Source organism: Flavobacterium sp., from assembly GCF_046153165.1.
Taxonomy (GTDB): domain Bacteria; phylum Bacteroidota; class Bacteroidia; order Flavobacteriales; family Flavobacteriaceae; genus Flavobacterium.
This window is the reverse complement of sequence record NZ_JBJXEN010000098.1, coordinates 1-25685: the sequence shown is the minus strand read 5'-3', so window position 1 is coordinate 25685 and position 25685 is coordinate 1. Positions and strand designations below refer to the sequence as shown.

At 31.9% G+C, this 25685-nt stretch carries 24 protein-coding genes and 1 tRNA gene; 13 read left to right on the top strand and 12 right to left on the bottom strand.

The window, feature by feature from the left end; genetic code table 11:
* Positions 1-13 precede the first annotated feature (13 nt).
* The 7 genes from ACKVOV_RS11750 to ACKVOV_RS11720 all read left to right on the top strand — a co-directional run bounded on the left by ACKVOV_RS11750 (position 14) and on the right by ACKVOV_RS11720 (position 7951).
* Positions 14-880: a DUF58 domain-containing protein gene (locus ACKVOV_RS11750; RefSeq protein ID WP_409206947.1), complete on the top strand. Its 867-nt coding sequence runs from the start codon at positions 14-16 to the stop codon at positions 878-880.
* Between the two features lie 117 nt (positions 881-997).
* A complete protein-coding gene (locus ACKVOV_RS11745; RefSeq protein WP_409206946.1) occupies positions 998-2584 on the top strand; it encodes a hypothetical protein in 1587 nt (528 codons plus the stop codon).
* A gap of 1 nt (position 2585) precedes the next feature.
* Positions 2586-3587: a vWA domain-containing protein gene (locus ACKVOV_RS11740; protein ID WP_409206945.1), complete on the top strand. Its 1002-nt coding sequence runs from the start codon at positions 2586-2588 to the stop codon at positions 3585-3587.
* Between the two features lie 6 nt (positions 3588-3593).
* The gene (locus ACKVOV_RS11735; protein ID WP_409206944.1) at positions 3594-4640 is read left to right on the top strand and encodes a VWA domain-containing protein; all 1047 of its coding nucleotides are present in this window, start codon (positions 3594-3596) and stop codon (positions 4638-4640) included.
* 1 nt (position 4641) lies between these two features.
* Positions 4642-5367 carry a tetratricopeptide repeat protein gene (locus ACKVOV_RS11730; RefSeq protein WP_409206943.1) on the top strand — a complete coding sequence of 242 codons (726 nt, stop codon included), beginning with the start codon at positions 4642-4644 and terminating at the stop codon, positions 5365-5367.
* A gap of 36 nt (positions 5368-5403) precedes the next feature.
* Positions 5404-7182, top strand: a complete 1779-nt coding sequence (locus ACKVOV_RS11725; protein ID WP_409206942.1) for a BatD family protein — start codon at positions 5404-5406, stop codon at positions 7180-7182.
* Between the two features lie 25 nt (positions 7183-7207).
* Positions 7208-7951 carry a tetratricopeptide repeat protein gene (locus tag ACKVOV_RS11720; RefSeq protein ID WP_409206941.1) on the top strand — a complete coding sequence of 248 codons (744 nt, stop codon included), beginning with the start codon at positions 7208-7210 and terminating at the stop codon, positions 7949-7951.
* A 239-nt stretch (positions 7952-8190) separates the two neighbouring features.
* Here ACKVOV_RS11720 and rpoN read toward each other — a convergent pair whose 3' ends face one another.
* The 3 genes from rpoN to ACKVOV_RS11705 form a co-directional block, all read right to left on the bottom strand.
* The gene (gene rpoN, locus ACKVOV_RS11715; protein ID WP_409206940.1) at positions 8191-9660 is read right to left on the bottom strand and encodes an RNA polymerase factor sigma-54; all 1470 of its coding nucleotides are present in this window, start codon (positions 9658-9660) and stop codon (positions 8191-8193) included.
* A 24-nt stretch (positions 9661-9684) separates the two neighbouring features.
* Positions 9685-11118, bottom strand: a complete 1434-nt coding sequence (gene asnS, locus ACKVOV_RS11710) for an asparagine--tRNA ligase (RefSeq protein WP_409206939.1) — start codon at positions 11116-11118, stop codon at positions 9685-9687.
* 135 nt (positions 11119-11253) lie between these two features.
* Positions 11254-11724 carry a hypothetical protein gene (locus tag ACKVOV_RS11705; protein WP_409206938.1) on the bottom strand — a complete coding sequence of 157 codons (471 nt, stop codon included), beginning with the start codon at positions 11722-11724 and terminating at the stop codon, positions 11254-11256.
* A 69-nt stretch (positions 11725-11793) separates the two neighbouring features.
* Here ACKVOV_RS11705 and ACKVOV_RS11700 point away from each other — a divergent pair, with 69 nt between their 5' ends.
* On the top strand, positions 11794-12300 hold the full coding sequence (locus ACKVOV_RS11700; protein WP_409206937.1) for a DUF456 domain-containing protein: 507 nt from the start codon (positions 11794-11796) through the stop codon (positions 12298-12300).
* A gap of 159 nt (positions 12301-12459) precedes the next feature.
* On the opposite strand, the gene ACKVOV_RS11695 is transcribed toward ACKVOV_RS11700, so the two are convergent.
* The 5 genes from ACKVOV_RS11695 to ACKVOV_RS11675 form a co-directional block, all read right to left on the bottom strand.
* Positions 12460-12533 (bottom strand) — tRNA-Asp (locus ACKVOV_RS11695).
* A gap of 75 nt (positions 12534-12608) precedes the next feature.
* Entirely contained in the window at positions 12609-13535 is a 927-nt protein-coding gene (locus tag ACKVOV_RS11690) for a DUF58 domain-containing protein (RefSeq protein WP_409206936.1), read from the bottom strand.
* Between the two features lie 127 nt (positions 13536-13662).
* The gene (locus tag ACKVOV_RS11685; protein WP_409206935.1) at positions 13663-15030 is read right to left on the bottom strand and encodes a DUF5689 domain-containing protein; all 1368 of its coding nucleotides are present in this window, start codon (positions 15028-15030) and stop codon (positions 13663-13665) included.
* A gap of 15 nt (positions 15031-15045) precedes the next feature.
* Positions 15046-15654 carry a choice-of-anchor J domain-containing protein gene (locus ACKVOV_RS11680; protein ID WP_409206934.1) on the bottom strand — a complete coding sequence of 203 codons (609 nt, stop codon included), beginning with the start codon at positions 15652-15654 and terminating at the stop codon, positions 15046-15048.
* A gap of 11 nt (positions 15655-15665) precedes the next feature.
* On the bottom strand, positions 15666-18482 hold the full coding sequence (locus tag ACKVOV_RS11675; protein ID WP_409206933.1) for a carboxypeptidase-like regulatory domain-containing protein: 2817 nt from the start codon (positions 18480-18482) through the stop codon (positions 15666-15668).
* Between the two features lie 319 nt (positions 18483-18801).
* Between ACKVOV_RS11675 and ACKVOV_RS11670 the strand changes: the two genes are divergently transcribed.
* From ACKVOV_RS11670 to ACKVOV_RS11655, 4 genes are all read left to right on the top strand, one after another.
* On the top strand, positions 18802-19911 hold the full coding sequence (locus ACKVOV_RS11670; protein WP_409206932.1) for an endonuclease/exonuclease/phosphatase family protein: 1110 nt from the start codon (positions 18802-18804) through the stop codon (positions 19909-19911).
* A 73-nt stretch (positions 19912-19984) separates the two neighbouring features.
* Positions 19985-20350, top strand: a complete 366-nt coding sequence (locus ACKVOV_RS11665) for a hypothetical protein (RefSeq protein WP_409206931.1) — start codon at positions 19985-19987, stop codon at positions 20348-20350.
* A gap of 23 nt (positions 20351-20373) precedes the next feature.
* Positions 20374-20910 carry a 3-hydroxyanthranilate 3,4-dioxygenase gene (locus ACKVOV_RS11660; RefSeq protein WP_409206930.1) on the top strand — a complete coding sequence of 179 codons (537 nt, stop codon included), beginning with the start codon at positions 20374-20376 and terminating at the stop codon, positions 20908-20910.
* Between the two features lie 25 nt (positions 20911-20935).
* A complete protein-coding gene (locus ACKVOV_RS11655; protein WP_409206929.1) occupies positions 20936-21931 on the top strand; it encodes an NAD(P)H-dependent glycerol-3-phosphate dehydrogenase in 996 nt (331 codons plus the stop codon).
* Positions 21932-22014: 83 nt separating this feature from the next.
* Here the strand turns inward: ACKVOV_RS11655 and ACKVOV_RS11650 are convergent, their stop codons facing one another.
* From ACKVOV_RS11650 to ACKVOV_RS11640, 3 genes are all read right to left on the bottom strand, one after another.
* Positions 22015-22422, bottom strand: coding sequence for a hypothetical protein (locus ACKVOV_RS11650; protein WP_409206928.1), 408 nt, complete (start codon positions 22420-22422; stop codon positions 22015-22017).
* An 84-nt stretch (positions 22423-22506) separates the two neighbouring features.
* Positions 22507-23526, bottom strand: a complete 1020-nt coding sequence (gene pheS, locus ACKVOV_RS11645) for a phenylalanine--tRNA ligase subunit alpha (RefSeq protein WP_409206927.1) — start codon at positions 23524-23526, stop codon at positions 22507-22509.
* 155 nt (positions 23527-23681) lie between these two features.
* Positions 23682-24038: a hypothetical protein gene (locus tag ACKVOV_RS11640; protein ID WP_409206926.1), complete on the bottom strand. Its 357-nt coding sequence runs from the start codon at positions 24036-24038 to the stop codon at positions 23682-23684.
* 117 nt (positions 24039-24155) lie between these two features.
* Between ACKVOV_RS11640 and ACKVOV_RS11635 the strand changes: the two genes are divergently transcribed.
* Complete coding sequence (locus ACKVOV_RS11635; protein WP_409206925.1) at positions 24156-24674, top strand: CvpA family protein; 519 nt, start codon at positions 24156-24158, stop codon at positions 24672-24674.
* Between the two features lie 32 nt (positions 24675-24706).
* Here ACKVOV_RS11635 and ACKVOV_RS11630 read toward each other — a convergent pair.
* Positions 24707-25685 (bottom strand): GYDIA family GHMP kinase (locus tag ACKVOV_RS11630; RefSeq protein WP_409206924.1); only part of this gene is annotated, 979 nt, incomplete at its 5' end.

The following is a 25685-nucleotide window of genomic DNA, read 5'->3' as shown; positions in this document are numbered from 1 at the left end:
TTGCCTTTAAAAAATGGATACAAAAGAACTCTTAAAAAAAGTTAGAAAAATAGAAATTAAAACCCGAAGATTGAGCGATCATATCTTTTCGGGCGAATATCATACATCTTTCAAAGGACGAGGAATGGCTTTTTCGGAAGTGAGACAATATCAATACGGTGATGATATTCGTGCCATCGATTGGAATGTGACGGCAAGATATAACGAAGCACATGTAAAGGTTTTTGAAGAAGAACGAGAACTCACGATGATGCTTATGGTGGATATTTCTGGTTCAGAAAGCTTTGGAACTAAAAACCAACTCAAAAGTGAAATAGTAACTGAAATTGCTGCAACTATGGCGTTTTCTGCTACTCAAAATAACGACAAAATAGGATTGATTTTATTTACAGATGAAATTGAGTTGTATATTCCTCCTAAAAAAGGAAAATCACACGTGCTCAGAATCATCCGTGAACTAATAGAGTTTAAACCGAAGAGTAATAAAACAGACATTTCGCAAGCATTAAAATTCTTGTCTGGAACACAAAAAAAGAAAGCCATAGTTTTTATGATTTCCGATTTTATTACAGATGATGATTACGAAAAAACATTAAAAATAGCTGGAAAAAAGCACGATATCACGGGTGTTCGTGTATATGATGTTCGTGAAGAAAAAATGACAAATATAGGGTTGGTTGCCATGCAAGACGCCGAAACAGGTGAAACACAATGGATAAACACAAACTCTAAAAATGTACGTTTTGAATATGAAAAGTATTATAACGAAAAAGTAAGTTATTTTAAAGACATATTCTCAAAATGCGGTTCAGGAACTGTAAGCACAAGGGTTGACGAAAGTTATGTTACAAAATTGTTAGGATATTTTAAATCGAGATAGTTTAACCGCAAAGCACACAAGGTTTTTCGCAAGGTTCGCAAAGCTTTGCGCCCTTTGCGCTTCTAAGCTAAAATGAAGTGAAAACTTTGCGCCCCTTGCGGTTCAAAAAAAATTAAAATGAAATTAAAACTATACATATTATTACTTATTTCGACTTCACTTTTTGCTCAAAAAGTCGAAACATCTATCGATACTACTAAGAATAAGATTGGTGCGCAATTTACATTAACACTAAAAGCTAAAGTAAAACCAACCTCGAAAGTTATATTTCCAACGGCTAAAAACTTTGGAAGTTTAGAAATTATCGAATCTTATCCAATAGATACTATCAAAGAAAACGATAAATTCGAGCTCATTAAAAAATATGGTTTAACACAATTCGATTCTGGAAGATATGTAATTCCTAGAATTCCAGTTTTAATAGATAGAATTCCAGTTTTTTCAGATAGTATAAAAGTGGAAGTTTTTAATGTAAAAGTAGATACATTAAAACAAAAAATGTACGATATCAAACCTATTATTTTGGTCGAAAAACCAACAGGGGATTGGTGGAAATATCTTTTAGGATTTATATTATTTTTAGGTTTAGGATTTTTAGGCTATTTCCTTTACAAAAAATACCGAAAAGTACCTGAAAAAGCGATTGTATATAATTCTCCTATCGAAAAGGCAACGAGTTTATTACAATTGCTAGAGAAAAAAGAATTGCTTGCCAAAGGCGAAATCAAAGAATATTATTCGGAACTCACAGATATTGCTCGTGATTATATCGAAGAAGCAATTGAAATTCCTGCAAAAGAAAGCACCACTTCCGAACTTATTCTAGCACTTAGAGCAGCATCGGCCAAGAAAAAGATGAAACTCTCTAAGGAAACGCTTTTGGGTTTAGAAAAAATATTAAAACAAGCCGATTTGGTGAAATTTGCCAAAGTGAAACCCTTAGATTTCGAAATTGCCGATGATAGAGAACGAATCGAAAAAACTATTGTAATACTTGACAAATCGATTCCAGTTGTAGTCGATGAAAATAGTAAAAAATGGGAATTGCTACAACAAGAAATTAAACTTAAAAAAGAACAGAGAAAGAAAAGAATGACTTTTGCGGGTATATTAGTCGGAATAATAGCTTTCTTAATAACATATACGATCACAACCAAAGGTTTCGATTATGTAATAAACGGATTTTCAGGATATTCTACCACCGAATTGCTAGAAGGTGATTGGATAAAAAGTGATTACGGAAATCCATCGGTAATGATAGAAACTCCAAAAGTATTAACGCGTTTAGATACTAAAAAAACAATTCCAAAGGATGCAATGGCACTTATAAAAGACATGCAAATGTTTGGTTATGGAAGCTTAATCGGAGAATTTAATATTATTGTTTCAACCATTCAATTCAAAAAAGAAACACAAATAGATTTAACACAATCTCTCAACGGAACTATTCAAACATTAGAATCTCAAGGTTGTCAAAACATTATTGCAAAACAAGAAGAATTTACTACCGATAAAGGTATTAAAGGAATAAAAGGCTATGGAACATTTAGTAATAATGGGCATAAAATGTATTACGAAATCCTCTTATTTAGCCAATCTGGAGGATTGCAACAAATTATGATTGCACACAAAGAAGGTGACGAAAATGCAGAAAAAATTTCAGAACGAATGTTGAATTCTGTCGAATTACAAATTACAAATTAGTATGACCAATATCACTTTTTTAAATCCAGGATTTTTTTGGTTGTTTTTACTACTTCCATTTGCTATGGGTTGGTATTTCTTTAAACGAAAAGAAGAAAAACCAACATTAAAAATAAGTTCATTGCAAGGTTTTAAAACATCACAATCGGTTCTACCAAAACTAAAATCAGTATTATTTGCCATGCGATTACTGGCTTTGAGCGCATTAATCGTTGCAATGGCAAGACCAAGAACAGTCGATGTGAGCAATAAAAGAAATACTACGAATGGTATCGATATTGTCATGGCAATTGACCTTTCGAGCAGTATGCTTGCTAAAGATTTTAAGCCAAACAGAATGGAAGCGCTAAAAGAAGTAGCAGCTAGTTTTGTTGAAGCCCGCCCTAACGATCGCATAGGAGTTGTAGTTTACACGGCCGAAGCTTATACAAAAACTCCAGTTACAAGCGACAAAGCTGTTGTGTTAGATGCTATAAATACAATCAAATACGATAATGTTTTGCAAGACGGAACAGGAATAGGGATGGGATTAGCAACCGCTGTAAATCGTCTAAAAGATAGCAAAGCAAAAAGCAAAGTTATTATATTGATGACGGATGGGGTTAATAATGCAGGATTTATAGAGCCAGTTACAGCTGCAGAGTTTGCAACAGAATTTGGTATTAAAGTATATACAATTGGAATTGGAACAAATGGGAATGCACTTTTTCCTTATGCAATAGCACCAAATGGTGGATTTTTGTATAAGATGTTACCTGTAGAAATAGATGAGCAACTCATGAAAGATATTGCTAAAAAAACAGGAGGAAAATATTTTAGAGCACAAAGCAATTCTAGTTTAGAAAGTATTTATAATGAAATAAATAAATTAGAAAAAACTGAAATTGAAGATTTGAAATTTGTTAATTATGATGAGAAATACAGACCATTAGTTTGGCTTGCTGGTTTGTTATTATTAATAGAAATTATATTACGAAATACTATTTTTAGAAGTTTTATATAAAAGAAAATGTACGAATTAGACGAATCAAAATATTTATACTTATTATTCCTACTGCCCATTTTGGCAGCAATTTTCTTATATGTTGAATTCTGGAAAAGAAAAAAACAAAGAGAATTTGGCGATTTAGAATTAGTAAAAAAATTAAGTCCAGAGAAATCAAATTTCAAACCTGCGTTAAAGTTTGGTGTTCTTTTATTAGGAATATCAATGCTTATTTTAGGATTGGTTAATCCAAAAATTGGAACTAAAGTTGAAAAAGTAAAACGAGAAGGAATAGATATTGTTTTTGCAATCGATGTTTCTAAAAGTATGCTTTGCGAAGACATCGCGCCAAACCGATTAGAAAAGAGTAAGCAAGTTGTCTCTCAAATTATCAATAATTTAGGAAGCGATCGCATAGGAATTATTGCTTACGCAGGAAGTGCGTTTCCAGTTTTACCTATCACCACCGATTATAATGTGGCTAAAATGTTCTTGCAAAGCATGACTCCAGATATGGTCTCTTCGCAAGGAAGTAATCTTGATGAAGCTATAAAACTTTCAGGAAAATATTTTGAAGGAAGTCCAAACACAAGCAAATTAATGATTATGATTACCGATGGTGAAGACCATTCTGAAGGAGCAGAAAGTGCAGCCGAAGAAGCTAAAAAAATCGGAATGAAAATCATTACTATTGGAGTTGGAACAACAGCTGGTGGACCAATTCCAAACAAGAAGAATGGTGTGATAGAAAGTTTTCATAGGGACAAAAGTACAGGTGAGGTTGTAGTTACTAAATTGCGTCCAGAAGCATTAGAAGCTATTGCAAAAGCAGCAAAAGGAGGCTATATAAATGGGAACAATACAAAAGAAGCAGTAAGTTTTATCAAAAAATCACTCAATAATATTGAGAAAACCGAATTTGATGCTACAGAAGTAGCTAGTTTTCAAGCACAATTTCAATGGTTTTTAGGGATTGGATTTTTCTTGTTATTATTAGACGTTTTTTTATTGGAAAGAAAAACAAAATGGGTACAAAAATTGAATTTATTTAACGAGAAAAAGAAAGATTAATATGAAAAATATCATTTTAATATTGATGTTGTTTTTTTCTATATCAATATTTTCACAGAAAAAAGATTTCGATTTGCCACAAGCTAATGAAAATTATATAAAAAAAGAGTATGCTTTGGCAGAGTCAAATTATAGAATTTCTAAAGCAAATAATGAAAAAAGAGCTACAGCTTCTTATAATTTAGGGAATGCGATTTATAAACAAAATCAACCAACAGAAGCGAAATATGCTTATTCAAAAGCGATAGAAAACGCAAAAGGAAAGCAACAAAAATTTAGTGCTTTTCATAATATTGGTAATGTTTTTATGAAAGAAAAAGATTATTCAAAAGCAGTGGATGCTTATAAAAATGCGCTTAGGAATAATCCAAAAGATGAGCAAACAAGGTATAATTATGCTCTAGCTAAAAAAATGCTAAAAGACAATCCTCCTAAAAAAGACGACAAGAAGAAGGATGATAAAAAAGATAAAGACAAAGATAAAAAGGACGAACCAAAAGACGATAAAAAAGACAAGCCAAAAGAAGGAGACGATAAGAAAGATGATAAAGGAAAACCTAAAGACGACAAACAAAATGAGCAACCAAAACCACAACAAGGTGGTGCAAATCAAGAAAGAATGAAAAATTTGTTGGATGCTGTGAATAATGAAGAGAAGAAAACACAAGAAAAAGTAAACGGAAAAAAAGTAAAAGGTAAACCTGTCGAAACCGATAAAGATTGGTAGATTTAGCCCAAAATCTGTTAAACGATTAAATAAAAAATGAAAAAACACCTATTTATATTATTATTAACCTGTCAAGGGATTTTTGCCCAAGTGCAATTTGTAGCACAAGTCAGCAAAAATTCATTGGGTATCAACGAACGTCTTCGCATCGATTTTGTGATGAACGATGATGGTGATAATTTTAGTGAACCAGCATTTGAAGGGTTTAAAATCATAGGAGGTCCAAACCAATCAACAAGCTATCTTTGGGTTAATGGTCGAAAATCATTCGAAAAAACATATTCGTATTATTTATCACCTACAAAAAAAGGAACTTTTATAATCAAACCAGCTTCTATCGAAATAAACGGACAGGTTTATAAAACCAATCCAATTAAAATCACAGTTGGAAATGCAGTTGCCGAAGAAAGGGATCCTTATAATCCATATTATCAGCAACAACAGCAACCTCAGGCTTATGCCGGAAAAAGTGGTGTACAATTAGTTGCAGAAATTTCTAATCCAAACCCGTATTTAAACGAACCAATCACGGTGGTTTACAAAATATATGTCAGCAACAGGTCGGCAGTAGGCGGTTGGCAAGTAACAGACAATCCAAAATATAATAATTTTTGGAGTCAGAATATCGATGTAAAACAACTTCAAATTCAGCAAGGAAAGTTTAAAGGAGAAGATTATCGATATGCTATTCTTAGGAAAACAGTTCTTTATCCACAAAAATCAGGAAAACTAGAAATTGAACCATTAACTTTAGATGTTGAGGTTGAAGTTCCATCAAATGAAGTTGACTTTTTTGGAAGGCCTATTATGACTACTTCAAATAAGAAAATATCGGCTGGTGCCAAAGTTATTAATGTTAAACCATTGCCAGAAGCAGAAAAACCAGAAGGGTTTACCGGAGCAGTTGGAAGTTTTGATTTTAAAGTCATCCCGTCGAAAACGAGATTAAAAAACGGAGAATCTCTCGATTTGAACGTAGTAGTTTCTGGGAAAGGGAATCTAAAGTTATTTACTTTAACTAAACCTATTGTGCCAAGTTCATTAGAAATGTATGATCCTGTACATAAAGAAAATGTAACGACACCACTTACTGGAATGGCAGGAAGTATTTCGGATTTATACACTATAATTCCACAATATAAAGGCAATTATCCTATACAGCCACTTACTTTTTCTTATTTTGATTTAGTAACTAAAACTTACAAAACAATTACTTCTAAAGAAATAAATATAGAAGTTCTTGATGGTCCTACAGCAGCAAATAGCAATGCTGTTGTAAGTAATAATATAAATAAAACAAAAATTGCTTCGAATGCTACTTTTGGATTTATAAAATTAAAAACAGTTTTGTCGGATGTTAAAAATACTGACTTTTTAGATTCCGGATTGTTTTATGGATTGTTGTTCTTACCGTTTTTATTAATTCCAATTATAATGGTAATTCGAAAGAAAAAAGAAGCGATAGATAGTGATATTGTTGGAAACAGAATTAAATTATCTAACAAATTAGCAAAAAAATATTTATCGGAAGCTAAAAAACAAATTGCAAACAAAGAACCTTTTTATATTGCTTTAGAAAAAGCCATGCACAACTTCTTGAAAGCAAAATTACATATCGAAACTTCGGAAATGAGTAAAGATAAAATAACCGAAATCTTATTGTCTAGAAATGCCAGTCCAGAATCGGTAAGTAATTTTATATCTTTGACAGAAAATTGCGAATTGGCAAGATATGCGCCATCAACAACTGTGACCATTCAACAAGATTATGATAAAGCAGTTGAAATAATATCAATTTTAGAAAAGCAAATTTAGTAATTGATAAAGCATAATTTATAAAATGAAAAACATAATCTATATATTCCTTCTTATCACCCAAACATTTTGGGCACAAACTGCTTTCGATAAAGGAAATAATTTGTACCAAAAAGGAAATTATCAAGAAGCAATAAGCGTTTACGAAAGTGTTGTAAAATCAGGACAACAATCGGCAGAGCTATATTTTAACTTAGGAAATTGTTTTTATAAATTAAATAAAGTAGCGCCCGCAATTTTTAATTTCGAGAAAGCATTATTGCTTAATCCTAATGATGCAGAAATTCAAAATAATCTCGCTTTTGCACAAAAAATGACCATCGATGAAGTTGTAGAAGTGCCCAAAGTAGGTTTTGCAAAAATAATAAGAGATTTCACCTCAAGTTTTCATTATGATACTTGGGCTTGGATAGCTATTACTTTTTCAGTTTTATTTTTAGCATGTTTTGTAGGTTATTATTTTTCTAATACTACAATGCTAAAAAGAGTTTTCTTCACTAGCATGCTTTTTGTATTATTGTTTACAATCATTAGTATTTTTGCAGGATTTTTTGAGAAAAGCCAGAGTAATAATGACAGACCAGCTATTGTTTTTGCAGATGTCACATCTGTAAAAAGTGAACCAAAATCATCATCTCAAGATGCTTTTGTTTTGCATGCAGGAACCAAAGTTTTTGTATTAGAAAGTTTAAATAATTACAAAAAAATACAACTTTTAGATCTAAAACAAGGTTGGATAGAAAAAAGTGCAATTAAGGAGTTGAAGTAAATTTATTTATGAAAAAGCTATTACAAACCAAAGGTAAATATATTCTTGAATAATAGCACATCCTTATATTTTTGTAACAACAAATTTAGAGCTTTAAGTTTGTCGTTGGTTTTATGCTTACATTTTAATATTACTAATCGTTTTTTTAATTTTAGAAATAAAAGAAAAAATTATAAATAAGCTGGATTTATTAGAAAATATATTATATCAGTTTAGGGATGTTTTTAAAAGACAATAACCTACATTTTCTTTCTCATTCTCGCTACTGGAATATCCAATTGCTCACGATATTTTGCAATGGTTCTTCTAGCAATTGGATAGCCTTTTTCTTTTAATATTTCAGCCAATTGGTCGTCTGGCAAAGGTTTATTTTTGTCTTCTTCTGCAATAACTGTTTGAAGAATGTTTTTAATCTCTATGGTAGAAACTTCTTCCCCTTGATCATTGGTCATGGCTTCCGAGAAAAATTCTTTGATTAGTTTCGTCCCATAAGGTGTGTCCACATATTTACTGTTAGCAACACGTGAAACAGTCGAAATATCCAACCCAATCATGTCGGCAATATCTTTAAGAATCATTGGTTTTAGGTTGGATTCATCACCATCAAGAAAATATTCTTGTTGAAAATGCATAATAGCATTCATCGTAACATACAATGTTTCTTGACGCTGTTTTATAGCATCTATAAACCATTTTGCAGAATCTAATTTCTGTTTGATAAATTGAACAGCATCTTTCTGTGCATTCGATTTATCTTTAGAATCTTTGTAGGTTTTCATCATGTCTTGATAATCTTTCGAAACATGAAGTTCGGGTGCATTTCTTCCGTTTAGAGTCAGTTCTAATTCGTCATCAACAATTTTTATAGCAAAATCAGGCACTACGTGCTCCGTCATTTTGTTACTTCCCGTATAAGCTCCTCCTGGTTTTGGATTTAATCTTTCAATTTCATCAATTGCATTTTTGAGTTGTTCTCTAGAAACAGAGAATTTCAATATCAATTTGTCATAATGCTTTTTAGTAAAAGCTTCAAACTGATCCTGAATTATATTCATTGCTAAGGCAACAGATTCTGTAGGTGTTTTGTGTTTTAATTGCAACAATAAACATTCTTGCAAGTCTCTTGCGCCTACTCCGGAAGGCTCGAGTTCGTGAACGATATTCAGTACTTTTTCGACGGTTTTTTCATCAGTATAAATACCTTGTGTAAAAGCCATGTCATCTACAACATCTTGAATACTTCGTCTTATATAACCCATATCATCGATACTTCCTACTAGAAATTCGGCAATATCACGTTGTTCATCAGTCAGAATAAAAGTATTTAACTGATTGATTAGGTCTTGATGAAAACTTACTGGAGCAGAAAGTGGTGATTCACGATCTTCGTCATCATCACTATAATTATTGGCTTGTGTTTTGTAATCTGGTGTTTCGTCGTTACTTAAATATTCATCTATATTTATGTCGCCAGAATCGATGCTATCATTATCGTTATAATCATCGTATTCGTCATTGTTATCAAACTCATCTTTTTCGTAAATTTCCTCTTGGTTATCGTCTCCACCTTCAAGCGCTGGATTTTCGTTCATTTCTTCTAATAAACGAGCTTCGAATGCTTGCGTAGGCAATTGAATTAACTTCATCAACTGGATTTGTTGTGGAGATAATTTTTGAGATAATTTAAGATTTAGAAACTGTTTGAGCATTGAGTTTGTTTAAACAAATTTTTATTAAAATTCCGCATTCATTGGTGTTCTAGGAAAAGGAATTACGTCACGAATGTTTGTCATTCCAGTTACAAATAAAACCAATCTTTCAAAACCAAGTCCGAAACCTGAGTGAACTGCGCTTCCGAATCTTCGAGTGTCTAAATACCACCATAATTCTTCTTCATCTATTCCTAAGGCTTTCATTTTTTCGACCAAAACATCAAAACGTTCTTCTCTTTGTGAACCTCCTACGATTTCGCCAATTCCTGGGAAAAGGATATCCATCGCACGAACTGTTTTTCCATCTTCATTCAAACGCATATAAAACGCTTTGATATTCGCTGGGTAATCAAATAAAATTACAGGACATTTGAAGTGTTTTTCTACTAAATAACGTTCATGCTCACTTTGTAAATCGGATCCCCATTCGTTAATAATATAATTGAATTTCTTCTTTTTATTTGGAGCGGAATCTCTCAAAATATCAATCGCTTCTGTGTAAGAAATACGTTTGAAGTTGTTTTCTAAAACGAAATTCAGTTTTTCTAACAATGTCATTTCGCTACGTTCCGCTTGAGGTTTCGATTTTTCCTCTTCAGTCAAACGACCTTCTAAGAATTTTAAATCGTCTTGGCATTTATCTAAAGTATATTTTATCACATACTGAATAAAATCTTCTGCCAAGTCCATATTGTCATTCAAATCATTGAAAGCTACTTCTGGTTCGATCATCCAAAACTCAGCCAAGTGACGAGAAGTATTCGAGTTTTCGGCTCTAAATGTTGGTCCAAAGGTATATATCTGACCCAAAGCCATTGCGAAAGTTTCGCCTTCTAACTGTCCTGAAACTGTTAGATTAGTTTCTTTTCCGAAGAAATCTTTTTTATAATCTACTTTTCCTTCTTCAGTTCTTGGTGTATTATCAAATGGTAAAGCGGTCACTTTAAACATTTCTCCAGCACCTTCAGCGTCGGAACCTGTAATAATGGGTGTATTTACATATACAAAACCTTTTTCCTGAAAATAATTATGTACCGCAAATGATAGTACAGAACGGACTCTCATAATTGCGCCAAAAGCATTGGTACGCACACGCAAATGCGCATTTTCTCGTAAAAATTCTAACGAGTGTTTTTTAGGTTGCATAGGGAATTTCTCGGCATCAGAATCGCCAAGAATTTCTAATTTCACCACTTGTATTTCATATTTTTGTCCAGCACCTTGACTTTCAACAAGATTTCCAGTTACAGAAACTGCTGCTCCAGTTGTAATTCTTTTTAAAGTTTCTTCGGGTGTGTTTTCAAAATCGATCACACACTGAATATTATGAATCGTCGAACCATCATTTAACGCAATAAACTGATTGTTTCTAAAAGTTCTTACCCAACCTTTTGCATTTACTTCGTGAAGTGTTTTTGTACTATTTAGTAAGTCTTTAACTCTTGTATGTTTCATTGTAATTTGATAATTGTAATATATAGTTGCAAATATAATCGATTTGTTTGAAAATCTAGCAATGAGATAATGAAGTGTGAAGCTATTTTAGGTAGTTTTTTACACAAAATAGTGGCTCAAATTTTTTTCAAACCTTTATTTTAAAATTATTGGTAAAATAAATTGAGATTTAACTTTAATTCCTCTTTTTATCGCAGGTTCTACAGAAGGGAAATTCGACAATTTTGACTGTAAAATACTATCTACTTTTTCTGTATCGTAATCTGAACTGTATTTTAGTAAATCAGTTTCAAAACTTAAAGAAGCATTTGCAAAAACTGTAACTTTTACGGGAATTGTATCTAGTTTAGGATAAAAGATTTTAATTGAATCGGTAATTAATTTATCTTGAATGTTTTGCGTCATAAAATCGAAAAAGCATTGTTTTCTAGTTATTTTATCATCAATTGAATCGCAATGTAAAGTGCTTGGAAACTCATCGACTTCTAACCAGTTAATTTTTTTTAACTCTTTATTGAGTAGCTCTTCTTTTTTAGGCACATTTTTTTCAAAATACTGACAACCTTGTAATAAGATAATTAGAAAAAGGAATATTATTTTTTTCATTTATTATTTTTGAATGAAATATAGGTCTAAATGTTTATTTTTAAGGACAAAAATACTAAATTCTATTTTATGGATACACTATTATTAATCATAGGTTTTATTTGTATGATTGCTGGAATTTTTGGTAGTTTCTTGCCTGTTCTTCCAGGTCCAAGTATTAGTTGGATGGGATTGTTGTTATTATATATGATTGATGTTGTTCCTGATAATTATTGGATTTTAGGCATTACTTTTTTTGTAACGATCACAATAACCGTTTTAGATTATGTTATTCCTGCAAAAGGAACAAAAAAATTCGGCGGAAGTTCTTATGGAGTTTGGGGAACAAATATTGGGTTAATAATAGGGTTTTTATTTATTCCAATTCCTTTTGGATTTGTAATTGGTGCTTTTGCTGGAGCCTTTATAGGGGAAATAATATATAATTCTCAGGATAAAAAAAGGGCTCTAAAGGCTGCGACAGGATCTTTATTGGGTTTTTTAGCTTCTGCTTTTGTGAAATTTATGGTTTGTATATTGTTTTTAGGGACTTTTCTTTATGTGGTTTTTCAAAATTCAGAAAAGCTATTTCGCTAAAATCAAAAAAGCCATCCACAAAAGTGGAAAGCTTTTCATTGGTCTAACTACTAAACCTGCTACGAGTTACAAAGTCGTAGCGTAAACAACACAACTAATCTTAAAAACCTTTATCGGGCAAAAAAGGTTTCTATTTCTAGAAACCTTTCCCAATTTTAGCGGTCTGGACGGGACTCGAACCCGCGACCCCATGCGTGACAGGCATGTATTCTAACCAACTGAACTACCAAACCTCTGCTTAATTGCGGTTGCAAAGATACAATCTTTTTTATCTTTCGCAAGTGTTTTTTAAAATATTTTTATCACTATTATCCAAACTTTTGTTTTTCAACTAAATAGGTTGTCATTATTTTTTCAAAATGTTCATCGACAGAGACAGGAACGTATTTAATTTTGTATAATGCACAAGTGTTTGCTACTTTATCAAAATAGGTTTTTACTGCTTTTTCATAGCCCATTTTAATATTCTCAGCAAAAAGGTTCACTTCATCTCCTGTTTCTAGATCTATAAATTTGCGTGGTGCATTGTCATAGTCTAAATTCAATTCTGTTTTTTTATCTATAACATGAAACAAAACAACTTTATGTTTGTTATGCTTTAGGTGTTGTAAGGCTTTAAATAAACGTTCGTTGTCTTCAGACTGAAACATATCTGTAAACAGGACTATCATCGAACGACGGTGCATTTTTTCGGCTATTTGATGTAAGAAAGTAATAGTGTCTGTTTTTTTTGATTCTTTCGAAGTGATTAAAGTATTTTCTAGTCTGTTAAGCAACATTCTATGATGGCGTTCGCTTCCTTTTTCTGGGGCATAATATTCGTATGTTTCAGAAAATATACTCAAACCAACAGCATCACGTTGTTTTTTTAATAAATTCATTAAAACTGCCGAAGCCAATACCGAAAAGCCAATTTTGTTTTCATAAAAAAACTGGTTTTCTTTTAGTTTTGGGTAATGCATTGATGATGAATTGTCGATAATTAAGTGACAACGAAGATTTGTTTCTTCTTCATATTTTTTAGTGTACAAACGGTCAGTTTTCGCAAATAATTTCCAATCGATGTGTTTTGTACTTTCTCCGACATTATAGACTTTATGCTCAGCAAATTCGGCCGAAAAACCATGAAAAGGGCTTTTGTGCATTCCCGAAATAAAACCTTCAACAATCTGATTGGCTAATAGTTCCAGATGCTGAAAACTCGATATTTTGGCTATTTGTTCGTTTATATTCATATTCAATCTATTGCTGCTTAAGCTTTAGTCAAATGTATTAAAGTTTTTAATAATTTGATGGAAATATTTTATACAAAAAAAGAGCTGCAATTGCAGCTCTTTTTTAATTCAGATGTAAACGTGGAAATTAGTTTACAATGATATTGTCTATATCAATAGTAGTTGTTACAGCAGGACCAGTAGCAATATTTGTTCCTACATATTCGAATACGAAATAACCATTACCGGTTACCGCAGCAGGAATGTTGTAAGTAACAGCTGTTAAAGTAGCATTAGCTGTTGGAAAAGCTTGGTTACAAGCTGTTGAAATATCCGTTAAAGTAGCATCTTGTATTTTCATGCCAGGAACATAATCTGTAGTTCTGTATAATTTAAATCCTAATGAATTAAGGAAGAAAGTAGATTTAAGATCAAATTTAATTGAGCTTGCAGCCGTCATGTTTACAGGAACAATGAAATATGCTTTAGTGTTTTCTATTGTGCCGCCAAATGCTGACATTTCTAAAAATCCACCTGTTTTTACAAACCATTTTTTATCACCTACAGGTGCAAAATTTAAATAATTTGGAAATGCTGTTGGGGTAGTAAATACGTTGTAAGAACCACTTGCAGTATAGCTGGTGAAATTTTCATTCAATGTGCTAACAAAATTATAAGTTCTAGGATTTGTTAGTTTGAAATCAGATTCGCTTCTCACTAAGAATTGATAATCACTATTGTATTTAGTCATTACGCCTCTAATAGTCCCTCTTCCTGTTGGAACGTTACCTGTAGAAAATGGAGCAAATTTACTGATTCTGCAATAACGAGATCTACCAAAACTAGTGGCATCTACGATATCCTGATTTGTAGCTACACCACCAGAATCTACATCAAAATAGGTTCTTGCTAATGAGTTGTCAGAAAACTGTACATTATCTATTTCTATTAATGTATTCTGAACAATATCTGTAGCAGCAGCTGCCAAAGTCATGTGCCTTACTAAAGTACTTTCATCTACAATTGTTGCAGATGGGAATAAGAAATTAGACATCTCTAATCCTTCAATTCCGCTTATTCTAGTATTGTTAGTAGGATCAATATGACCAATTTGTAGGGTGCCAAAAATTTTAGCAATAGCCAAGCCTTTTAGTTTGATATATACTTTTCTTCCAGCATAAAATCCTCTTTCAAAGAGCATAGACTGATTTACTGACACACTAAATCCTAGTGGAGCAGGTCCTCCAGTTTGAACATCCTGAAATGAGATTGATTTATAGAAATTACCACCAGCATCGTTTGAGGTTACGTAAGCTTCTATAACATCGTCATTAGTATAAACAGTTGGCGTTGTAGTTGCAGTTGCAATTACTGTAGCTACTGTTTTCGTTGTTGTAAGTTCATAAGTTGGAACTTCTTTACTTACCGAATCATAGCCATTGTCACTCTCAGTACAGCTTGTAAAAGCCGTTAAAAGTGCAAAAGCGAAGATTGATTTTATTATACTTGTTTTCATATTTATCTTATTTTTTTAGTAAAAAAGCTTCACGTTATCTATTTGGTATCCACCTGATAAAGACGTAGTCCCTTTCATTTTGAAGGCGAAATGTAATTTCCCTTTATAAGAAGACAAATTGATAATACCTGAATTTACATATAGAAACTTCTCTGTGTTTGGAGTAGCAACATTAAAGCTTACTTTATCCCAACTAGCGGCAGCAAAATTTGTTCCGTCATAATCAGTAGAAACAAATAGCTCTAATGAGTTATCAGCGTTTTTAATAAAACCATCTTGACAGGTTTGGAAAGTTAATTTTTCACTTTCTTGATTGTCCATATCCACTTCAGGAGAAATTAACCAAGCTGTGTTTACTGGTTGCCCAGAAGAAAATGAAGTGAAAATTGCATAGCCGTCTCCACTGTAGCTTTTATTTAACCATAATTTAGTTCCTTGTTCAGCATAAGATGTCCAACCTTGAGCTACTAAGGTATATGGAGCTACATTTGGATTGTCAAATTTCTCAGACAACAAAATGTTTGCTGGAACTGGGTATTCAACATCACTGTCTTTAGTGCAACCAGCAAACATCGAAGCTGCTATGGTTATGATGAATATTGCTTTTAATTGTATTGATTTCATAATTAATTGAATTAGAAATTAAGATATAAATTTACAAAATATGTTCTTCCGAAACCATAAAAATATTTAGGTGCAAAAGCAGGTGTTCCGCTGCTTACATCTTGGTTCATTTGTGTGAAGTTAGAATTTCTAGCTTGTTCGAAACCACCTGTTTTATATAAAGTATCTAAAACATTGTTTACGCTGGCAAAGAAACCAAAAGTTTGATCTCCCACTTTCCAAGATTTACCACCTGTTACGTTTAATAAATTAAAATCGTTGAATTTTTCTTGTTTCAACAACTCAGCACCTCTTTCATAAGTAGCTCCATCTACTGGAGTACCTGGCGTTAATAAAGGGGCATCATAAAAGCGAGAAGTTCTTGTAATAGGGGCTACATCAATGTAATTACTTCCTAAATAATTGATGTTAGCACCAATGTACCAAAACTTAGGATCTCTATATTCTAAACCTAATGAAGCCGCTGTTTGAGGCATTCCAGCTTGTTTATAGTTTTTTAGTTTTGCTTCACCAAAATTAAATACAGGATTAGTATTTGTTTCAGTTGCTCTACCATCAATTGTAAGTGATACATTAGGATTGTTATCATAAATATATTCGCCATAAGCAGCACTTCCATTTACTTTTAACGTAGAAGTGATAGGATATTCAAAACCAAACTCCAAACCTAAGTTTCTTTTGTTGATGTTTGTTATTGTTTCAGATACGAAAGCATTACTTTCATCAACTGAAGTTGTAGCATCATCTACACCAGCACCGTCTCCAAAGAAGAATGCACTTTGAGTCTGGTTTTGAATTTTAGAAAAATAAGCAGTTAATCTTGTTTTTAATTTAGGATTATTAATGATATAACTAACATCAGCACTTGTAACTTGCTCGCTTCCGACACCATCTACTGCATTGTTGTTTACACGTGCGTTGTTGAATACATTTCTTAATGCAGGAGCTTTAGTCATAAAAGCACCATTCACAACAAAAAATTGTCTACCAGTAATTTTGTATGTAATTCCTCCTTTGAAACCGAAATTGTCAAAAGAAACTTTTTCACTTTTTCCTAAAGAATTTCCAGGGTAGTAACCGTTTTTGTACAAACCTTCTCTTTGGTATTGAGCGTGAGTATAACTTTGAGCTACATAGAAATCAACTTTTTTGTATACAAATTTAAATTGTGTAAAAGCATCAATGTTATTAGACATTAAATTATAGTTATAACCAAAAGTATCACCAACTCCAATTTTTCTGTTTGGATTGTTCAAATCCTGTTGAATTTGATCTGTGTGAAACCCATCAGAATTACCAAATAAATTCACATCAAGGAAATAATCACCTCCTAAAAGGTCTAACATATTTTGGAAATTGTGAGATTTCAGGTTTCTGTAAGTTGCTCCTGCATTTAAGACAATATTGTCTGCCAATTGAGAGTTTAATATACCGTTTGCAGTAAGCAATTTGTCATCTGTTCTTTCTTCGTAAGAAGTATAGTAACTATGTCCATCTCCAGAGTGTGTGTTTGCATAAACTAAACCATCCCAGTTTATTTGACCGTCAGCAATAAAAGCAGTTCTTTTTGCTTCAGCTTGAGCATAGTTAGGAGTTAAATTACCATTGTCATCATATAATGAAGTCTCGTAACTTGGTAAGTTTCTGTAGTAAGTAGGATCTGGATTGTCCGCACCTTGATAAGTTAATTTTGAGTTACCAATTTTTCCAAACTGATAAGCCACATTTAAATTCAAGTTAGTTTTTGGTGTAATTTTCCAGTAATCACTCAAGATAAACACTGGTTCTTCAACTGTTTTTTCTCTTGAATTTCTTTTTTTACCATCTTGCCATCCCCAGTATGAATTGTATTTTTCATCTTTTAAATTCGTAACTTCATCAGTGTTTGGAGAATTTTTACCTCTTGTATTTTGTCCGAAGACAGTTGTAAGGTTTAAGCTGTTATTTTCTGACAGTTTCTTTTCAATACTTGCGAAAAATGAATTAGCACTATATGTAGTACCGTCGAAAACACCTTCGTTTGCAAAACGTCTGGAAGCAGAAATAGTATATGCCCATCCGTCGTTACGCATTCCTGAAGCAATGGTTCCCATTAATCTTCCTGTATAGTTACTGTTTGTTCCAGCTACAGAAATTCTGTTTCCTTTTCTGTATCCAGAAGCTCTTGTATTAATTTCGTTAGTTCCTAAAATCCCTCCAAAAGTATAATCTGACGGAGCAGAACCGTTAGTGAACTCTTGATTACGAGTAGCGTCATTTAATCCACCCCAATTACTATATTGTGGTCTTCCATCATAAATTTTATTCATTACAATACCATTTATCATGGTAGTTCCATACTCGTTGTCAAGTCCTCTCATTTTAAATCGAGCCTGGCCCCAGTTAAAAGCAGCGGCTTGTTGAAAAACGTCGCGAGAAGCTTGTAGTAAGCTTGAAGTGCTTTCTGAGCCACTATTGTCATCACCTAAATCGTTTTCGGTAATAGCAATTAAGCTTGTTTGCTGTTCTTGTGTAATATCTTCTTCCAGAACTACAACACCTAAATCTAGCATTTGATTTGCTAAAATTTCAATCATAAGCAATTGGTTTTTGTAACCAACACTCTTAATCTGTAACATTTGACTACCTAACGGAAGTCCAGCAAACGAAAATTTACCTTCAGCATTTGTAATCTGAGTGAAATTTGTGTTTTGAATCGAAGCAACAACATTTTGTAATGGCTTTTGCGTTTTAGCATCAACTACTTTACCAGAAATACCAGCAGCAGTTTGAGCGAAACCAAAAAAAGCTTGTAATACAAATAGTGTACTAATAACAAGTTTTTTCATAAATTAAATTAAAGTTAATTCCATCTTTAAGTTTTGAAACAAAATTAAATGGGCGACAAATTTACAAGATTAAATTACATTTTGAACATTTTTTACAAAACTTATGTTAAAATTGATGATAAGTTAATGTTTGTCCCATTAATTTTATTGTTTTTTTGTCTCATTTATGAGCGTATAGTAAGATTTGGCAAGAGTTTTGTATTATTATTTTAAAATATGCATTTCTTAACAAATGAAAATTAGGCTATGTCTAATATTATTTTACATTTGTAACCCCAAAAGCAAATTTAGCTTTTGTATTAACTAATTATATGTTTTTATGAAAATTAGAAATTTTTTCACAATTTTATCACTTTTGTCACTTACGATAAGTGCAAATGCACAAGCCAAAAAATTTGCAATTCACACAGTTGCATTTTATAATTTCGAAAACCTTTTTGACACGATTAATGATAGTAGAATTAATGATGAGGAATGGTTGCCAAATGGAGCTCAGAACTGGACTTCGAAAAAATACAAACAAAAAATACACAATCTTGCAAGGGTTCTAAATGAAATTGGAACTGGGGAAAATAATAAAAATTCACCTGTCTTAATTGGTGGTTCTGAAATAGAGAATAGAGGTGTTCTCGAAGATTTAGTAAAAGATCCACAACTAATAAACAACGACTACGGAATTGTACATTTTGATTCTCCTGATCATCGTGGGATTGATGTTGCTCTACTGTACCAGAAAAAACATTTTCAGCCAACTAGTTATATAAATATACCTTTATTAATATATAAAAAAGATACTAAAGCTAAGGATGAAAAAGAAACAGAGGAAGATAAAGCCGATAAAGATAAAATAGAAGTTGCACAAGACAATAGAGTTTATACAAGAGATATTCTTTTAGTAACTGGATTACTTGATGGTGATGAAATTAATGTGATGGTAAACCACTGGCCGTCGCGTTCTGGAGGAGAAAAGAAAAGTAGCCCGTTTCGTGAGGCAGCAGGAAGGTTAAATCGTAAAATAATGGACTCTATTTATAAAGTAAATCCGAATGCAAAAATAATCTCTATGGGAGATTTAAACGACGGAACTTATAATAAAAGTGTGAAAGAAGGTGTTGGAGCGAAACTAAAAAAGGAAGAAGTAGAACGATTTGGAGTTTACAATCCATTCGAAGAAATGGCAAAAAAAGGAAATGCATCTTTGTTTTATCGTGATGCAGGAGATATTTTTGATCAAATAATGGTATCAGAAACATTAATAGAAAAAGACTACTCTTCATTTAAATATTGGAAAGCAGGCATTTATAATAAACCATTTATGATTACCACAACAGGACAATATAAAGGTTATCCGCTAAGACATGGTAATAATGAAGTTGGATTTAGTGATCACTTTCCAGTTTATATTTACTTGATAAAAGAAGTGAAATAATTGTATACAATCTTAAAAATCGAATGACTTAGCTTATAAGTCATTCGATTTTTCATTTATAATTTATTGAATCATGAAAACTTTTTTTATTCTATTTCTTTTTGTCTCTTCATTAAGTGGTTTTTCACAAGACACTATTACAACTGCAAAAGCAAAAGATTATATAAATAGTTTAGCTTGTGTAACAGGAAAAGTAATGTCATATAAGCTAGCTTCCGAAGGAAAAAGCACAAACTATATTAATATTGATGCGGCATATCCCAATAATATTTTTACAATTGTTGTTACAAATGAATATTTACAAACATCAAAAGTAAAAATTGAAGATTTAAAGGATAAAATTATTTTTGTTTACGGAAGAATAACAACTTACAAAAATGACCCAAAACAAATTCCACAAATTTTTAATCCACGGTGGATTGAAGTAAAAAAACAGTAATTTTATACTTTAAAAATAAAATTATGGCAATTGCAAAACCATTCAATATTAATAAGTGGGTAAATGAAAACCGTCACTTACTAAAACCACCTGTTGGGAATAAAAATTTATATGTTGATTCTAATGATTATATAGTCATGGTTGTTGCTGGTCCGAACGCCAGAAAAGATTATCATTACAACGAAACAGAAGAATTATTCTATCAACTAGAAGGTGATATCACAGTTTATATTCAAGAAGATGGTCAGAGAAAAACCATGAAACTTTCCGCTGGGGATATGTATTTGCATCCTGGCAAAGTACCACATTCTCCTGTTCGATCTGAAGGGTCTATAGGTTTGGTAATAGAAAGGAAACGTAATGACATAGACGCTAAAGACGGCTTATTATGGTTTTGCGATAATTGTAACGAAAAACTATATGAGGTTTACTTTAGCTTAAATGATATAGAAACTGATTTTCAAAAGCATTTTAAGCACTTTTACAATTCTAAAGCATTAAGAACTTGTAAAAATTGCAATCACGAAATGGAAGCAGATCCAAAATTTACTAACGATTAGTTCTGATAAAAAATAATATACATAAATGATTACAAAACCAAAATTTGCCGTAATAGGTGGAGGAAGCTGGGCAACAGCCATAACAAAAATGTTGTGTGTAAATCTAGACGAAGTAGCGTGGTATATGCGTAATGTAGATGCTATTACTCATATAAAAAAACACCACCACAACCCAAATTATTTAAGTGCTGTAGAATTTGACACAAAAAAATTAAGATTAACTTCCAATATTAATGAGGCAGTAGCTTATGCAGATTATATCATTTTTGCTATTCCATCGGCATTTTTGAGTGGTGAACTCGAAAAAATGACTGAAAATCTAAAAGACAAAGTAATTTTCTCTGCTATAAAAGGTATTGTCCCCGAAACTAGTCTTATTGTGGGCGAGCATTTTAATAAAAAGTATGAGATTCCTTTCGAAAATATTGGGGTTATTACAGGTCCTTGTCATGCTGAAGAAGTTGCTCTAGAAAGATTATCTTATCTAACTATTGCTTGTGGTGATGCTAATAAAGCTAAAGTTGTAGCCAAATATTTATCTGGGGACTTTATAAAAACAAAAATATCTGATGATATTATAGGTACAGAATATGCCGCAATGCTAAAAAATATCTATGCAATAGCAGCAGGAATGGCTCATGGTTTGGGTTACGGAGATAACTTTCAATCGGTTTTGATGAGTAATGGGATTCGTGAAATGAAAAAATTTATTAAGAAAGTGCACAAAATGAAACGTAACATAAACGATTCGGCTTACTTAGGGGATTTATTGGTTACAGGATATTCGGTGTTTTCTAGAAACAGGATGTTTGGAAATATGATTGGTAAAGGGTATACCGTAAAATCAGCTCAAATGGAAATGAGTATGGTTGCTGAGGGTTATTATGCTACAAAAAGTGCTTGGAAACTAAACCAAGATTACAAAGCCAAAACACCTATTATTGATGCTGTTTACGAGATTTTATATGAAGGGAAAAACGCTAAAAAAGTATTTGAAAAACTGACTAATAAGTTGGATTAGAGAATAGAATCAAAAAAAGGCACATGAATCAAGATTTTTATAATCTTGATTCATGTGCCTTTTTTTGATTATCCTTTATATTTTCACCTCACAATCACGCCGTCTACAAACAAAATAGGCACTTCTTCTAGCGGATTATTGTTTGCGAAATTAGTTTTGAAAACAAACTTTTTGTCATATAAAGTATTTCCGATAAAGTATGTAACCATAAACTCATTGTTAAGTTTTAGGACACTTTTTTCTATCATTTCAACTTTTTTTACCGAAACTGGTGGTATTTCTACAAAAGCGTGACGAAGAGATGAAGTTTTTTTCATTTCACCATCAATAGTTCCAAAAGCTTTCGAAACTAACATAACACCATCGAGCTGAAAATCAGAATCATTTATGAGATAGATATTCCAGATTTTTTCCATAAAGTCGTCGCTCCATTCTTGGACTGCGGCTAGGAAAACGTTTTCTACGGTTGGGATATTAATGTCTTTTTTCATGTTTGATCATAATATTATAAAGTCGAATGTCATAAAGTCTAACAAACAGTTATTTGACTTTATGACATTAGACTTTAGACTATTTTATATATTCGATTTGAATTGCTCTAAGAAACGAACGTCATTTTCGTAAAACATTCTAATATCACCTATTTGATAAAGTAACATAGCTATTCTTTCGATTCCCATTCCGAAAGCAAATCCGTTGAATTCGTCAGGATCAATACCACAGTTTTTTAAGACATTTGGGTCAACCATTCCGCAACCTCCTATTTCTAACCAACCTGTTCCTTTCGTGATTCGGTAGTCGGTTTCGGTTTTTAATCCCCAATAAATATCAATTTCTGCACTTGGTTCTGTAAACGGGAAATAAGATGGGCGTAATCGTATTTTCGATTTCCCAAACATTTCTTTAGTAAAATATAACAATGTTTGTTTCATGTCTGCAAAAGAAACATCTTTATCTATATATAATCCTTCTACTTGGTGAAAAATACAGTGAGAACGTGACGAAACAGCCTCATTACGAAATACTCTTCCAGGAGAAATTGTTCTTATAGGTGGTTTGTTGTTTTCCATATAACGCACTTGAACTGACGAAGTGTGTGTTCTAAGCAAGATATCTGGATTAGTTTGTATAAAAAATGTGTCCTGCATATCTCTTGCAGGATGGTATTCTGGCAGATTTAATGCGGTAAAATTATGCCAATCGTCTTCAATTTCTGGCCCTTCGGAAACATTGAATCCTATGTTTGAGAAAATATCAATCATTTGATTTTTTACCAATGATATTGGGTGACGAGATCCTATTTTTATTGGCTCTGAAGGTCGTGATAAATCACCATAAATGCTTTTTATTTCTTCCTTGCTTTCTAGCTCCTCTTGTATTGTTTTTACCTTGTCTTCTGCAATGGTTTTAAGCAAATTAATTACTTGTCCAAATTCTTTTTTCTGGTCATTTGGTACGTTTTTGAATTCGGCAAAAATATCTTTTACCAATCCTTTACTTCCTAGGAATTTGATTCGGAATTCTTCGAGTTTTTCTTTGTTTTGAGTCGAAAAAGCTTTTGCCTCAGCAATGTATTCTTTAATCTTGTCTGTCATCATTCAGGTAATAAGGGTGCAAATTTAATGTTTTATTCGCTTTGTACATAATTTTTTAGACCACGGATTTCACAGATTAAACAGATTTTTATTTATTTTTTTCTATACCAAAATATAAAATCTGTACAAATCCGTGTGATCTGCGACCAATTTCGTTATTCAATCAATTTTTTCTCTAAAAAATAATTTACAATAGCATCTTTCATTAAAACAGATTGTTCTCCTGCTTTTAGTGGTGGTAACTCTTCTTTTACCTTGTAATGTGGCCAACCATCATTGTCAAAGAACTCGAATTCGTAGTAACCATAAGGTTCTAGTAATCTGCAAATTGCAATGTGCATGAGGTTTAATTTTTCATCTTTTTTATATATCTGACTAAATTTCCCTAACTCCTGTACTCCTATTAAATAAATAATAGCGTCTAAATCTAAATCTTCTCCTTGCGAAAATTGATTTGATAATATGTTTACAAGCTGTTCCCAGCGTTCTTTAAGTTGTATATCTCTTGACATCTTGAATATTATACTTTAGATTTTAGATTTATCCTAAAATCAAAATTATTGGCAAAGATAAGAAGTTGAAAAGGGATTATTCCTTTATATTTGTTTTAAAAATTAAATTAAGAAATCATGACCTTTTTAGATATTGTTTTAGGTGCCTTGCTAGTTTATTCTTTATATAAAGGTATAAAAAATGGTCTTTTTGTAGAATTAGCTTCGCTAATTTCGCTTGTGGTAGGAGTTTTTGTATCGATTAAGTTTTCTTATTTAATTAAATCTGCTTTGGAAGGGGTTGTTTCGTGGCAACCCAAATATATTGAGGTTACTTCCTTTGCGCTTACTTTCTTTCTAGCTATTATTGGGATTCATTTACTTGCAAAATTTTTTACTGGAATTGCAGATTTTGCTTATTTAGGTTGGTTAAATAAACTTGGAGGAGCAGGTTTTAGTTTGTTAAAAGCTATTTTGGCTTTGAGTATTGTTTTTAATATTTTTCAGAAAATAAATATCAATAATTTTATTGTGAAAGAAGAAACGTTAAACAAATCGATGTTTTACAATCCTATTCAAGAAGTTTCAAAATTTATTTTTCCAACTTTAGAGGAATGGTATAATGATTTTAAAAATGAAAATACTTCAAAGGAATAATTCCTATACTCGTTTATAATGTTATAAAATTTCTATAATATCATGTTGGCGTATGAAATTATAATATTGTAATCTTTTGCTGCAAAATAATCAGACGGATTGTTTTTAGAAATTACCATTGCAAAATCTCCGCCCCAAGCCCCAAGACTTTTTATAGTGCCATCAAAATCTGGAAATAAAACTTCTTTTAGAGTTTGCATTCCTAGAATTTCGCTCATTAAGATTTCGTGTTTTTCTATTTGTTTGGTAAATTCGTTTAATTCGGTTGTATTTATTAAGACTTCTGTAATTTCGTTTATTATTAAAATTGAATTCGCAAAATCTCCTTGCTTTTTTCGGTAATTTGCAATAGCAGTTTTGCTGTTTTGCTTTTTGTTAAGGTAAACAAAGTAAATATTTTCTTTGAATATTGGATTAAAATTAATGGCTTTTATAATTGGTTTTTCATTTACCAATTGATATAAAATAGCCGAATCATTTTGTGCACAAGCAATATCGTATCCACTTCCGCCGAAAGCATTTTTTAATAAAGTAAAAGCATCAATCTGCAACCAACTAGCAATGTTATTTATTAAAGTAGATGAAGTGCCCAGTCCCCAAAATTTAGGAAAAGTAAGATTTGTAGAAACGATATAACCGTCAGATTCATTAATAAAACTAGAATTTAAGCGGTATGATTCATGTAAAATTTCAACTAAAGTTGTTTTAACTGAATTGTTTTCAAAAGCTTTTTTAGTTGTAATGTCGGAAAATAAAATCGTATCATCAAACCAAATACTTCCATCAAAATCATAACTTTTCCAAACAATTTCTTTATTAAAACCATCTTCTATAATTAAATTCTGACCCATTTTTGTAGGCAAAGCCAAAGCAATAGCACCGTCTAAAACGACATATTCGCCTGTAATGAGTAATTTTCCGTTACTGTAAAATGTTTTTTTCAAATTTCTTTTTTTAGCCCCGCTATTCGTTGCAATCTTTTGCTTTTTAAAGAAAAAAGCAAAAGATTGC